This window comes from Moritella sp., from assembly GCF_013215705.1.
Lineage (GTDB): Bacteria > Pseudomonadota > Gammaproteobacteria > Enterobacterales > Moritellaceae > Moritella.
Genome location: NZ_JABSQR010000017.1, coordinates 50,689 through 63,638 on the forward strand (window position 1 = coordinate 50,689; position 12,950 = coordinate 63,638).

Genomic DNA, 12,950 nt, shown 5'->3' on the forward strand with positions numbered 1-12,950 from the left:
ATTTATTATATTATTATGAATTGTTCCGATGTAAGTCTTTACATTGTTGATATTTTTCATGATAATAGAGTTTGTGTGGAGAGGTGGCCGAGTGGCCGAAGGCGCTCCCCTGCTAAGGGAGTATGGGCTTTAAATCCCATCGAGAGTTCGAATCTCTCCCTCTCCGCCATTAACATAAAAAAACCGCTTAATAGCGGTTTTTTTATACCTGAAATTTACCCCATCAATTATTTTCACTTGCTATTATTGAGCTAGACTTAGAAAACACCCTATTTTATTGGTCGGTCTATCTATCATGCTCCAATTCACGCTCACCATTCAAAAGTTTGCAGCGCCGCTGGGTCGCTTTCTTATTGGTATCTTATTCGTACAAGCTGGATTAGGAAAGATATTTTCTTATGCAGGTACGGCTGACTATATGGTCGCCATGGGCGTACCGGGTATATTGCTACCTTTGGTTATCATTACCGAATTGGGCGGTGGTTTGGCGGTTATCCTTGGTTATTATACCCGGATAGCGGCTTTTGCCTTAGCTGGTTTTTGTGTATTGACTGCGGTGATATTCCATGTCGATTTTAGTGATACCATGCAGATGATCATGTTTTCCAAAAATATTGCGCTGAGCGGCGGTTTTTTAATTTTGGTTGCGTACGGGGCGGGGGATTTTGCTTTGGATAATCGTAAAAAAGACAGTGCGGGTACGTAATGCCCAACTTAAGCGCTGGTTGTCAACTTGAGATGAAAGACGCGAAACTATAGGTTGAAAATATTAATTCCGCGCTGGTGCTAAAATGGCCGTTAAATTTTCTCGGGTTGATGATTCTCTAACCAGTCGATTGCCAGCTGATTAAACGCCTCCGGTTGCTCTGTCATTACCCAGTGACGGGTATCAAACGCGACCACTTTATTGCCTGGGATTGCCGCCACTTTGTGTTCCCAATGTTGAGAATGGAACATACCCGGTTTATTTTTACCGTAAACAAACAGCAGCGGACAAGTGATGTCGATGGGCAGATTTCCTAACGGACGTCCTGTGAGTGTATGACTCCATTTCCAGTAGTAGGAATAGGTCATCGATGAGGTTATGCTCGCAGGATCTCCTGGTGCATTTAATGCCTTCGCCATCTTACGAGTCATCTTATCACCGATGGACCCTCCTATTTTCCAAGCTGCTGCCAGCCAAATTTGATAGGCAAACATAAAGGCTTTAGCTTTGCTGGAGAGCACATGGTCGGGAGAACCTGCATCGCCGATATCAATACTAATAATTTTGCTTACTTTAGATTTATTACGCATATAATATTGGTAACCGAAAAAACTGCCCCAGTCATGTATCAACAAGGTCACTGGTTTTCCAGCGCCCACTTGACTGACAACAGCATCAATAGTCTTAAGTATATCTTCAAGATCATAGTACTTACGTGGTTTATCGGTAGCGTAACCAGGCAGTGTAAAGCGCACACAGCGGTAAGTGTCTTTTAATGCGGCAACCTGAGCATCCCATATTCGATAAGTATCTGGCCAACCATGGATCATCACAATAGTTTCTTGCCCTGTGCCTTCTATCAGCACATCAACATCACCAATACTGAATTTTTCTGTCATAGTTATTCCTTATTACTGCAAGGTTATCAGTTGCAATATTTAATTGGGTAAATGAGGTAGAGTAATTACTCTATTCTTATTTTCACCTCAGATCTATGCTTCTTCACTTAGATTGCGAACTGGTTCCAATTTTATTATTTTTAAATGTAAGATCATGCTTATGTGATTAAATAAGCATGTTGTAACTAACTATCGACTTTGTGTTTCTAATTGAGGAGGGATGAGGTGATTACTGTATAGCAGCTAAAAGTTGGGCGTTCTTTGAACGCGGTAGTTATTGAGTTAAAAATATCATCAGGCTGAAAAATGCGATCATGGCTGTGGTGCCGCCAATAATATAGATAAAGCCCTTTTTACCTTGCTGGATGCTCCAGTCATTGTATTGCAGGAAAGCAAACCATAAGATGCTTAGCAGTAAAGGTAATAGAAAAAATTTAAACATAAGTTCCCCAATGTAGCGATTTATCACTGTTTATTGAATTATATAGTGGCTAAACTGTCCTACCACCTTTAATGAGACTGTTAATATTGGCGTTTTTGTTAGATATTAAAAACGTCGTTAAGTCCATTAAGCCATGATATTAACATGCCTAACTTTGATTATATGTCTAACTTCAATATATAGTGTGACTTATACTCTTGCTGGACATGCTGTGAGTGAATGAATTTAGAGGATTAAATGGGTCTTTGGTTATTATTTTTCAGTAGCTTTACGTCAGCGACCATTTTACCTGGTAGTTCGGAAATATTATTAACCGCGATGCTGGTTGAAGGCTCATGGTCATATTGGCAACTGTTTGTGATGGCCACCAGTGGCAATGTTTTAGGGTCTATCCTCACTTTTTATATGGGGTATTTCATTCATGCGAAAAAACCAATCGACTTTTCAGTCAATAAGCACTACCAGCGTGTGCATGATGTGATCCAGCGTTGGGGTTGGAGTAGTTTATTATTTAGTTGGTTGCCTATTTTTGGTGATATATTTTGCTTATTAGCGGGTTGGTTACGTGTAAATCCGTTACTTGCTTTTATCGCTATCATGTTTGGTAAATCAATTCGTTATGCCATTTTGATCTGGTTTATGAGTGCAGTTAGTTAGTGACTTTATAGTTATATTTAATTTTAAACGGACGGGGAATTTTTGATGCGTGTTAATGCTTTTTATAGTGTGGTAGTGCTGAGTTCTGCAATAATGCTGTTGAGTGGGTGTTCATTATTAGATAAAGAGACTGATGTTGCGGTATTACCAGCAGGCATCACCCTTGTTGATAAGCAAGACAAAACACCGGGTAGCTTGTTAATTCCTTATGAAAAATATCAGTTAAGTAATGGTCTTACGGTTATCTTACATGAAGATAATTCCGATCCTTTGACTTATATTGATATGACCTATCATGTCGGCTCGGCACGTGAAGAACTGGGGAAATCAGGATTCGCGCATTTCTTCGAGCATATGATGTTCCAAGGCAGTAAAAATGTTGGCGATCAGCAACATTTTAAAATCGTCAATGAAGCTGGCGGGTCGATGAATGGCAGCACCAATCAAGACCGGACTAATTATTATCAAACAGTGCCGGCGAATCAATTAGAAAAGATGCTCTGGCTAGAAGCCGATCGCATGGGATTTTTATTAGATGCGGTTGACCAGCGTAAGTTTGAAATTCAACGTGCGACCGTTAAAAACGAGCGCTCTCAACGTGTCGATAATCGCCCTTATGGTTTACTGGGCGAACGCGTTGGTGAAGCCTTATATCCACGAGACCACCCTTACTCTTGGCAACCGATTGGTTATATTGAAGATTTGGACCGTGTTGATGTAAACGATTTAAAACAGTTCTTTTTACGTTGGTATGGACCGAACAATGCAACTTTAACGATCGCCGGTAAATTTGATAAAACAGAAACACTCATTTGGGTAAATAAGTATTTTTCGACCATTCCGGAAGGTCCTGAAGTCAAAGATGTTGAGCCTGTATCTGTGACCCTTGATAAGGACCGCTACATTACGTTAGAAGATAACGTCCCTCAGCCGATGCTTTACATTAGCTATCCGACTGTATATATGGGGCATGAAGATGAAGCCCCTCTGGATTTATTTGCCTACGCGCTGGGCGGTGGTAAAAACTCGGTGTTATATAAAGATCTGGTCGAAACTGGCTATGCCACCAGTGTGGCGGCTTATCACAGTTGCAGTGAACTGAGCTGTACCTTTGATATCTATACTCAGCCTAATCCGGCCAAAGGCATGGCACTTGCTCCTCTGCTAGACAAGATCAACGCCTCGATTAAAAAGTTAGCAAAACAAGGTATCGCAGATTCTGAAGTCACTCGTTTGCGCTCGATTATTGAAAGCTCAACGATATTTGGTATGCAGAGCGTAGCCGGTAAAGCCAAGGAACTGGCGTTAGGTGAAACTTTAATGAATGATCCTAATTATTTAACCAAAGGGCTGTCGGTCTTTAAGCATATGCGTGCTGAAGAAGGGGTGGCTGGGTACCATAAATACCTCGAAAACAAGCCGAAAGTAATTATGAGTGTGGTACCAAAAGGGCAATTACAATATATCGCCCACGAGCCGACATTCAGTCCTGCGCCGCGTAATATAGATAAGCTCACGCAGCCGTCAGTGGAACTACTGGCTGAGCGTATTACCCAAGATAACTTTGATCGCTCGGTTATGCCAAAGGTGGGTAGCAACCCACAGCAAACATTACCTACGTTATGGCGTCAATCACTTGCGAATGACATTCAAGTACTTGGCACGGAATACGATGAAACCCCAACCGTGAGTATACAGATCAATTTGAAAGGCGGACGCCGTGTTGAAAGCTTAGATAAGTTAGGTATTGCTAAGTTAACGGCGGCAATGATGAATCAATCGACAGCGTTACATAGCTCGGCAGAACTCAATGATCAGCTGCAATCATTAGGCAGTAGTATTAACTTCTCTGCAGGCTTGTATGGCACGACTATCAGTGTAAATAGTTTATCTAAAAACTTGCCCGCAACACTGGCTATATTAGAAGAAAAATTATTTAACCCTGGTTTTGTTGATGCCGATTTCATTCGCATTAAAGCACAATCAAGACAGGCATCATTACAAGATCAACAACGTGTGGGTTGGTTAGGGCAGTTAGCTACGCAGCGTATTTTGTACGGTGAAGAGCGTGTTACTGGTAACCCATCTTCGGGTACGTTAAAAAATCAAGCGGCGTTGACCCCCGATGATGTACTGGCTTATTATCAGCAGTATTATAATTTGGCGGCAGCGAAAATCGTGGTGGTTGGTGATGTCAGTGAAGTAGCGATAACCAAGTCGTTAGGTTTCTTACAACAAGGCGCGCGATTACCTGCGGTGACTTATCCTGTGCTGGCAAAAGCACCGTTATGGCAACCAAATACCTTGTATATTGTCGATAAGCCCGATGCAGTACAATCGGTAATTAAAGTCGTATCGCCAGCAATCTCTTATGATGTAACTGGGGATTTCTTTAAAGCCAATCTGATGAACTTTAACTTAGGTGGTAATTTTAATAGCCGCTTAAATCAGAACTTGCGTGAAGATAAGGGGTATACATACGGCGCCAGCACCGGATTTTATGCTGATCGTGAATTCGGCTATTTCTCTGCTTCGGCGGATGTTCGGGCGGAAGTAACTGGCGATGCCATTAAAGAAACACTCATAGAATTAAAAAATTATACCGAAAATGGTATTACAGATTCTGAGTTAGATTATATGAAGAGTGCAGTATCACAACAGGAAGCACTGTCTTATGAAACGCCTGCACAGAAGTCTAACTTCTTAATGCAGCTGCTGTTATTGGACTTATCTCCGGATTTTGTTGAGCAGCAAGCTGATATTATTCAAACCATGGATAAGTCTGAAATTCAGGGATTGGCAAAGACTTACTTATCGAGCGATAAATTTTCTGTTATTGTGGTTGGTGATCGTCAGTTGATTGAAAAACAGGTTCAAGACTTTGGTTTAGATATTCAAGTTTTTGATCTGTTAGATAAATAATAGACTTGAAATTAACCTTAAAGATTGTCTCACAGAGCGCAATTTTTAAGGTGCTACTTTTATATAGTTCATTGGTGGATTTAATTTGAACGTTACATTTGAATCTCTGATTTCGAAATTATCAGAGCCAAGCAATATACAGTCCTTAAACGGTATTACTCGTGGCATAGAACGAGAGTGTTTACGCGTCAATGAAGCAGGGGATTTATCTCAGAATGACCATCCTGCAGCGTTTGGTTCGGCATTAAGTCATCAGCACATTACCACAGACTATTCTGAAAGCTTACTCGAATTTATTACCCCGGTTAGCGATAGTGCCGAGACAGCCCAGCAGCAGTTGAGTGATATTCATCGTCACGTAGTAAAAAACCTTGATGGTGAGCTATTCTGGCCGTCAAGCATGCCGTGTCAGGTTAATAATGTAGATGCAATCCCATTGGCTAAATACGGTACCTCGAATACCGGGAAAATGAAGCACACTTACCGCATCGGTCTAAAGCACCGTTATGGCAGTAGTATGCAAATCATTTCTGGTCTGCATTATAATGTGTCATTGCCTGTGCCATTTTGGCAAACGCTTTATGATCTAAAAGGTGAAACTGGCGAACTGCAAGATTTCATTTCTCATAGTTATATGGGCTTGATCCGTAATTTTTACCGTTTTGGTTGGTTAGTACCTTATTTATTTGGTGCGTCGCCAGCATTAAACCGTTCATTCTTACCGGTAGAAAAGCAAACGCCATTTTCATCTCTGGGTGAAGATACGTTATATATGCCGTATGCCACATCATTGCGTATGAGTGATTTAGGTTATACTAATAATGCCCAAGACGATCTGGTTATTTGCCATAATACCTTAGATAACTATACCGATAGTTTGAAAAAAGCGATTAAAACCAAGGCACCTGAGTTTGCCAATATTGGTATTAAAGTTGATGGGGAATATCGTCAGCTTAATGATAATGTTCTGCAGATCGAAAACGAACTGTATGCGCCGATCCGACCTAAGCGTGTGGCTAAATCCAATGAAAAACCTTCGGAAGCATTAGCTGATCGGGGTATTGAGTATATTGAGATCCGTTCTTTGGATGTTAACCCATTTACAGCCACGGGTATTACGACGGCACAAATGTCGGTATTAGACAGTCTGCTAGTGTGGATGGCGCTACAACCTTCAGCGCCGATGACGGCTGATGAAATGGCGGTATGTCGTGATAACAGTACCAAAGTGGTGATGGAAGGGCGTAAACCAGGTTTAACATTAGAATTAAAAGGTAAACAGCAGGTACTTACCGATGTTGCTAGCGATGTATTAGCGCAAGTTCAACAAGTTGCACAGCTATTAGATGGTGCGCAACTCGCCACCGATACTGCAGCGAGTAATTTTGCTCAAGCGGTTAGTGAACAGCAAGCGTTGATCTGTGATCCGCAAGCGCTGTTGTCTGGCCAAGTTCTGACTATAATGAAAGAACAAGGTTTAGAGCACAATGATTTTATTTTAAACTTAGCCAATAAGTATAAAGCAGAATTATTAGCAACGGATTATGGACATTGGGATGATGTTTACTTTGCGCAGATGCAGCAGCAGTCTGTTGCGCAACAACAGCAGATTGAAGCTGCTGATACGCTTGATTTTGATGCGTTTTTAAATGCATATTTTTCAGAAACTAAAAATAGCTAAAAAAAAAGAGCCTTACTAAGGCCCCAAATAATGAAAAAACAACTCTTGCAATGAATCAGACTACAGGATGAAGCTATGGTTCATAAATAATTGTAAAAGTTGTGCAATAGATAAAAAAAAGGAGCCTTAATAAGGCTCCAAAAAATGAAAAAACAACTCTTGCACTTAATCTGACGTCAGCATTAAGCAATGGTTCATAAAATTATTATTTGTTTATTAAATTATTTCAACGGAGTGTTAATAATGCCATTACTGGATAGTTTTACGGTTGACCATACCATCATGAATGCACCTGCAGTACGTGTCGCTAAGACCATGGCGACGCCAAGCAAAGATACCATCACTGTCTTTGACCTGCGTTTTTGTGCACCAAATAAAGATATTCTAAGTGAAAAGGGTATTCATACCTTGGAACATCTTTACGCTGGCTTTATGCGTGACCACCTTAATTCAACAACGGTAGAAATTATTGATCTTTCACCAATGGGCTGTCGCACTGGTTTTTACATGAGTTTGATTGGCGCTCCGACTGAGCAACAAGTTGCTGATGCTTGGTTAGCTGCGATGCAAGATGTGCTGACGGTTAAAGATCAAAAAGCGATCCCTGAGTTAAACGAATATCAATGTGGTACTTACCAGATGCATTCGTTAGATGAAGCAAAACAAATTGCACAGGCGATTATTACTGCTGGTATTGGCGTGAATAAAAATGATGATTTGCTGCTAGCGGATGAAATTTTAAATAAACTATAATATTTAACAGAGCATCTAAATAAGCAATAACAGTAGAGGCGACAGTTGAGTCGTCTTTTTTATTATCGTTATCTGTTAATGAACCATATTAGTAACAATAAACACGCGTTAATCATAGAAAGTATTGGGTCTCGAGGAGGGTTTATGAAAGCAAGACAATTGGTTAATAAAAAATCTTATTTGGTGGCGTTGTTTAGCTTAGCTTTAACAGCATGCTCCATGGTTAAAGTCAGTACGGATTACGATCAAAGTGCTGATTTTAGCGCGCTAAAAGGCTTTAATTGGTTACCTGAGTCGGCAAAGGTTGAAAAAGAAAGTGCCTATTTGAATAATCGTATTATGGATGTGCGTATTACTAAGGCTATTGATAAGCAATTAGTTGCTCAAGGTTTTAAGTTTTCGACGACGGCTGATTTTTATATCAATTACAGCATCACCTCGGAAAAGAAAACTGATATTCGCAGCTACGATAATTATTCCGGTTACGGACCAAGTTGGGGTTGGGGAGTTGGTTATGGATACCGCGGCATGTCACTGAGCGCGCACACCGAAACCCGTATTGACGAATACCAGCAAGGTAGTCTCGTTATCGATGTAATTGACCCAACAAGCTTAGAGCTAATTTGGCGGGGCATAGGGAGTAAACGTCTACCTGAATCGACAGATGCGGCTGAAATGGATAAATTAGTTGCAGATGTGGTGAAAAGTATCTTAAGTAAATTCCCACCTAAAGTAGACAAATAGTCCTGACTAAGTGGTCATCGTACTGGGTATTGTAGAAAAATCGGTATTGCAGAAATAAAAATGAGCAACCGATGGCTGCTCATTTTTGATAACATCAAAATAGTGTCTGACTATTTGTGCTACTTGCTATGCTACTTTGGGTTTTCACGCGCGATGGCACGGTAACCAATATCGGTACGGTAGAAAGCACCTTCCCAACTGATTTGTGCAGCCAGTTTATAGGCATTTTCTTGCGCTTCAGTCACTGTGTTACCCAGTGCCGTTGCACAAAGAACACGACCACCGTTAGTCACAATGTTGTCACCTTGCAGTGCAGTACCAGCGTGGAATACTTTGCTTTCTGTTGAGTCCGCTGTCGGTAGACCGGTAATAATGTCGCCTTTTGCGTAATCAGCAGGGTAACCGCCAGCCGCAATGACCACACCTACAGCAGCACGTTCGTCATAATCTGCAGTTACAGTATCAAGTTTACCTGCAACCGCAGCTAGACAAAGCTCAACAAGATCGGATTTTAAACGCATCATGATAGGTTGTGTTTCTGGATCACCAAAGCGACAGTTATATTCTAATACTTTCGCGGTACCATCTGGTGCAATCATCAGACCTGCATAGAGGAAACCGGTGTAAGTATTACCTTCTGCTTTCATGCCATCAACCGTCGGTCGAATCACTTCATTCATTGCAAAGTCATGCACAGCTTGTGTTACTACTGGTGCTGGTGAGTAAGCACCCATACCACCCGTGTTTGGACCTTTATCGCCATTGTCACGCGCTTTATGATCTTGGCTTGTTGCTAGGGCCAGAATATTTTCGCCATCAACCATTACAATGAAGCTTGCTTCTTCACCGACTAAAAATTCTTCGACAACAACACGGGCACCGGCATCGCCAAACTTGTTACCTTCAAGCATGTCATCAATTGCAGCAAATGCTTGCGCTTCAGTGTCAGCGATGATCACGCCTTTACCTGCGGCTAGACCATCTGCTTTAATCACGATAGGGCAACCCATTTTACTAATGTAGGCTTTCGCTGGTGCGATTTCAGTGAAATTTTGGTATGCCGCTGTTGGAATATTGTGACGCGCAAAGAAGTCTTTCGAAAATGCTTTTGAACCTTCTAACTGCGCTGCACCTTGAGTAGGGCCAAAGATAGCTAAACCTTCTGCTTGGAACGCATCAACAACGCCAAGTACTAATGGTACTTCAGGGCCAACAATGGTTAGTTCAATGTTGTTTTCTTGCGCGAATGCAACCAATGCTGGAATATCTTCCACTTGGATAGGTACATTTTTACATTTGTTTTCTAGCGAAGATCCAATATTACCAGGTGCGATAAATACCGTTTCAACATGTTTAGACTGAGCCGCTTTCCAACCTAGGGCGTGTTCACGACCACCGCCACCAATAATTAATACGTTCATAATGCTGTTATTCCTTTTACTTTATGCGCTAATCTTGGCGGTACTCTATAATACTTAGCAAGATTTATAATTGAATGAGAGCAGTACAATAAGAGCGGGGTTTGTCACCACTCTTATTGTATGTTTAGTTTACGTGCTTAGTGACGGAAGTGACGCATGCCGGTGAAGACCATGGTCATACCGTGTTCGTTAGCCGCATCGATAATTTCATTATCACGGATTGAACCACCTGGTTGGATCACACATTTAATACCCGCCGCCGCTGCCGCATCAATGCCGTCACGGAATGGGAAGAATGCATCAGATGCCATGACTGAACCTTCAACGACTAGACCTTCGTCAGCCGCTTTAATACCAGCTACTTTGGCACTGTAAACACGGCTCATTTGACCTGCGCCAACACCAACCGTAACGCCATCTTTTGCGTAAACAATAGCGTTTGATTTAACGAACTTAGCTACTTTCCAACAGAAGAGCAGGTCAGTGAGTTCTTGTTCTGTTGGTTGACGCTCAGATACAACCGTTAAGTCGTCTAGGCCGACCATGCCACGGTCACGATCTTGTACTAAGATACCGCCGTTAACACGTTTAATATCGAACTCGCCGTTTTTAGCTGTCCATTCACCACATTCAAGTAAACGAACATTTTTCTTGCTTGCCACTATCACGCTTGCTTCAGCGCTAACTGATGGCGCAATGATCACTTCGGTGAATTGACGGTCAACGATTGCTTGTGCAGTTACTGCGTCAAGTTCACGGTTGAATGCAATGATGCCACCGAATGCGGATGTTGGGTCGGTTTTAAATGCACTGTCGTAAGCACTTAGGATATCGTCACCAATTGCAACACCACATGGGTTCGCGTGTTTTACAATCACACAGGCAGGTGCATCGAATTCTTTAACACATTCGAGTGCCGCATCTGTATCGGCGATGTTGTTATAAGATAATGCTTTACCTTGCAGCTGTGTTGCTGTTGCAACAGATGCTTCAGTAGTATGCTTTTCAACATAGAATGCCGCTTTTTGGTGGCTGTTTTCACCGTAACGCATATCTTGTTTTTTGATGAACTGACTGTTGAATGTGCGTGGGAATTTAGATTCTTCATCACCTTCAGTATTGTCGCCATAACTCGGAACCATAGTACCGAAGTAGTTTGCGATCATGCCATCATAAGCAGCGGTGTGCTCAAAGGCTGTAATCGCAAGGTCAAAACGGGTTTTATGAGTCAGTGAGGTATTGTTTGCAGACATTTCACTTAATACGCGGTCATAATCGCTCGCGTTAACGACGATAGTCACGTCTTTGTGGTTTTTAGCTGCAGAGCGAACCATTGTTGGACCACCGATGTCGATATTCTCAACGGCGTCAGCAAGGCTGCAATCTGGATTGGCAACAGTGTTGGCAAATGGGTAAAGGTTAACAACTACAATATCAATCGGGTTGATACCGTGCTCTGACATTACTTCAACATCAATATCACGACGGCCAAGAATGCCACCATGTACTTTAGGATGCAGTGTTTTAACACGACCATCCATCATTTCTGGATGCCCTGTATAGTCAGACACTTCTATTACTGGGATGTCATTTTCAGCTAATAATTTAGCTGTCCCGCCAGTAGATAATAATTCGACGCCTTGTTCTACTAGGCCGCGAGAAAATTCTACAATACCAGTTTTATCAGACACACTGATAAGTGCACGGCGAATAGGTCGAGCGTTGTCCATTTTACGATTACCTCAAAGTACATTTATAGAAGGATGTTTTCGGAAAAGGTCGGCTGGGCCTTTTACGGAAACATCCTGCACTATATCCCTTCTATATCGACTAACTTTACGAAGCAATTTGCTTGTTAAAGTGTTTTCGATATATAACGTACCGCAGATGGGGGGCATTTTAACTGAAAATTAATTAATTGTGTCGATTTTTTCATAAAAAATTCACGAACAGTATTTTTATACTTTGAATTTAACTTCGTTAGTACAATCAATCTAAAAACTCAGTGCAATCGAGCTATATTTATGGATTATGATTTTATGATAATGCGTTATAGACGTCAGCTATTATATTGTTATGTTAACGTTTTTTCTTTTTATGCCAAATTTTAGTTTCTTCGCCGCGCAGCAAACGCATGATATTGTCGTAGTGACGTAAAATAATAAGGCAAGATAACATGGCGACGGGTAGGGTATATTGGGCTTTGAATATTAAGGTATAAATAGGGGCGAAGAGGGCGGTGAAAATAGCCGCCGCGGAAGAATACCCTGTTACTGCTAAGGATAGTAACCAGCTAGCGACAATCGATGCGCCCAAATCAAATCCAATCGTCAGCAGTGCGCCAAATGCGGTGGCCACACCTTTACCACCTTGAAAATGGAAAAAAATGGGATAAATATGACCAACACAGGCTGCTATTGCAATCAGTCCGAGATAAAAGGGGGTCATATTAAAATACCAAGCTACCCAAACCGGTAATGCGCCTTTGAGCATATCAAAAAATAACACTAAACCAGCGGCCACTTTATTTCCTGACCGTAATACGTTAGTCGCGCCGGGATTCAATGAGCCGTATTTCCGAGGATCAGGTAAGCGAAAAAGGCGGCAAATCAGAATTGCTGAAGAAATAGAACCTAGCAGATAGGCGGAAATGATAAAGATTAAGCTCAATAGGGTCATTACTGATTAATTCTTCTCTAGGTTTGCTGTATTATTGCATTATTAT

11 protein-coding genes and 1 tRNA gene are annotated in these 12,950 nt (G+C 41.5%); 7 read left to right on the plus strand and 5 right to left on the minus strand.

Going from position 1 to position 12,950, the window contains the following annotated elements:
- The first annotated feature begins 77 nt into the window (after positions 1–77).
- Both HRT96_RS12630 and HRT96_RS12635 read left to right on the plus strand, forming a co-directional pair.
- Positions 78–169: transfer RNA gene (locus HRT96_RS12630), tRNA-Ser, on the plus strand.
- A gap of 126 nt (positions 170–295) precedes the next feature.
- Positions 296–706, plus strand: coding sequence for a DoxX family protein (locus tag HRT96_RS12635; protein ID WP_293157127.1), 411 nt, complete (start codon positions 296–298; stop codon positions 704–706).
- A gap of 92 nt (positions 707–798) precedes the next feature.
- Here HRT96_RS12635 and HRT96_RS12640 read toward each other — a convergent pair whose 3' ends face one another.
- Both HRT96_RS12640 and HRT96_RS12645 read right to left on the minus strand, forming a co-directional pair.
- Positions 799–1,605, minus strand: a complete 807-nt coding sequence (locus HRT96_RS12640) for an alpha/beta hydrolase (RefSeq protein ID WP_293157130.1) — start codon at positions 1,603–1,605, stop codon at positions 799–801.
- A 274-nt stretch (positions 1,606–1,879) separates the two neighbouring features.
- Complete coding sequence (locus HRT96_RS12645) at positions 1,880–2,047, minus strand: hypothetical protein (RefSeq protein ID WP_293157133.1); 168 nt, start codon at positions 2,045–2,047, stop codon at positions 1,880–1,882.
- A gap of 237 nt (positions 2,048–2,284) precedes the next feature.
- On the opposite strand from HRT96_RS12645, the gene HRT96_RS12650 reads away from it, so the two are divergent.
- The 5 genes from HRT96_RS12650 to HRT96_RS12670 all read left to right on the plus strand — a co-directional run bounded on the left by HRT96_RS12650 (position 2,285) and on the right by HRT96_RS12670 (position 8,804).
- Positions 2,285–2,704 (plus strand): YqaA family protein, encoded by a 420-nt coding sequence (locus HRT96_RS12650; protein ID WP_293157136.1) that lies wholly within the window; start codon positions 2,285–2,287, stop codon positions 2,702–2,704.
- A gap of 45 nt (positions 2,705–2,749) precedes the next feature.
- The gene (locus tag HRT96_RS12655; RefSeq protein ID WP_293157139.1) at positions 2,750–5,626 is read left to right on the plus strand and encodes a pitrilysin family protein; all 2,877 of its coding nucleotides are present in this window, start codon (positions 2,750–2,752) and stop codon (positions 5,624–5,626) included.
- Positions 5,627–5,711: 85 nt separating this feature from the next.
- Positions 5,712–7,307, plus strand: a complete 1,596-nt coding sequence (gene gshA, locus HRT96_RS12660) for a glutamate--cysteine ligase (RefSeq protein WP_293157142.1) — start codon at positions 5,712–5,714, stop codon at positions 7,305–7,307.
- A 243-nt stretch (positions 7,308–7,550) separates the two neighbouring features.
- Positions 7,551–8,060, plus strand: a complete 510-nt coding sequence (gene luxS, locus HRT96_RS12665) for an S-ribosylhomocysteine lyase (RefSeq protein ID WP_293157145.1) — start codon at positions 7,551–7,553, stop codon at positions 8,058–8,060.
- A gap of 144 nt (positions 8,061–8,204) precedes the next feature.
- The gene (locus tag HRT96_RS12670) at positions 8,205–8,804 is read left to right on the plus strand and encodes a DUF4136 domain-containing protein (RefSeq protein WP_293157148.1); all 600 of its coding nucleotides are present in this window, start codon (positions 8,205–8,207) and stop codon (positions 8,802–8,804) included.
- A gap of 131 nt (positions 8,805–8,935) precedes the next feature.
- Here the strand turns inward: HRT96_RS12670 and purD are convergent, their stop codons facing one another.
- From purD to plsY, 3 genes are all read right to left on the minus strand, one after another.
- The gene (gene purD / locus HRT96_RS12675) at positions 8,936–10,225 is read right to left on the minus strand and encodes a phosphoribosylamine--glycine ligase (RefSeq protein ID WP_293157151.1); all 1,290 of its coding nucleotides are present in this window, start codon (positions 10,223–10,225) and stop codon (positions 8,936–8,938) included.
- A 137-nt stretch (positions 10,226–10,362) separates the two neighbouring features.
- Positions 10,363–11,955: a bifunctional phosphoribosylaminoimidazolecarboxamide formyltransferase/IMP cyclohydrolase gene (gene purH / locus HRT96_RS12680; protein WP_293157154.1), complete on the minus strand. Its 1,593-nt coding sequence runs from the start codon at positions 11,953–11,955 to the stop codon at positions 10,363–10,365.
- 349 nt (positions 11,956–12,304) lie between these two features.
- Positions 12,305–12,904 carry a glycerol-3-phosphate 1-O-acyltransferase PlsY gene (plsY, locus tag HRT96_RS12685; RefSeq protein ID WP_293157156.1) on the minus strand — a complete coding sequence of 200 codons (600 nt, stop codon included), beginning with the start codon at positions 12,902–12,904 and terminating at the stop codon, positions 12,305–12,307.
- Positions 12,905–12,950: the final 46 nt, after the last annotated feature.

What these genes read in the sequence shown, in the direction of transcription:
- HRT96_RS12635 (WP_293157127.1), top strand. Translation starts at nt 296, where the DNA reads ATGCTCCAATTCACGCTCACCATTCAAAAGTTTGCAGCGCCGCTGGGT.
- HRT96_RS12640 (WP_293157130.1), bottom strand. Translation starts at nt 1,605, where the DNA reads ATGACAGAAAAATTCAGTATTGGTGATGTTGATGTGCTGATAGAAGGC.
- HRT96_RS12645 (WP_293157133.1), bottom strand. Translation starts at nt 2,047, where the DNA reads ATGTTTAAATTTTTTCTATTACCTTTACTGCTAAGCATCTTATGGTTT.
- HRT96_RS12650 (WP_293157136.1), top strand. Translation starts at nt 2,285, where the DNA reads ATGGGTCTTTGGTTATTATTTTTCAGTAGCTTTACGTCAGCGACCATT.
- HRT96_RS12655 (WP_293157139.1), top strand. Translation starts at nt 2,750, where the DNA reads ATGCGTGTTAATGCTTTTTATAGTGTGGTAGTGCTGAGTTCTGCAATA.
- luxS (WP_293157145.1), top strand. Translation starts at nt 7,551, where the DNA reads ATGCCATTACTGGATAGTTTTACGGTTGACCATACCATCATGAATGCA.
- HRT96_RS12670 (WP_293157148.1), top strand. Translation starts at nt 8,205, where the DNA reads ATGAAAGCAAGACAATTGGTTAATAAAAAATCTTATTTGGTGGCGTTG.
- purD (WP_293157151.1), bottom strand. Translation starts at nt 10,225, where the DNA reads ATGAACGTATTAATTATTGGTGGCGGTGGTCGTGAACACGCCCTAGGT.
- purH (WP_293157154.1), bottom strand. Translation starts at nt 11,955, where the DNA reads ATGGACAACGCTCGACCTATTCGCCGTGCACTTATCAGTGTGTCTGAT.
- plsY (WP_293157156.1), bottom strand. Translation starts at nt 12,904, where the DNA reads ATGACCCTATTGAGCTTAATCTTTATCATTTCCGCCTATCTGCTAGGT.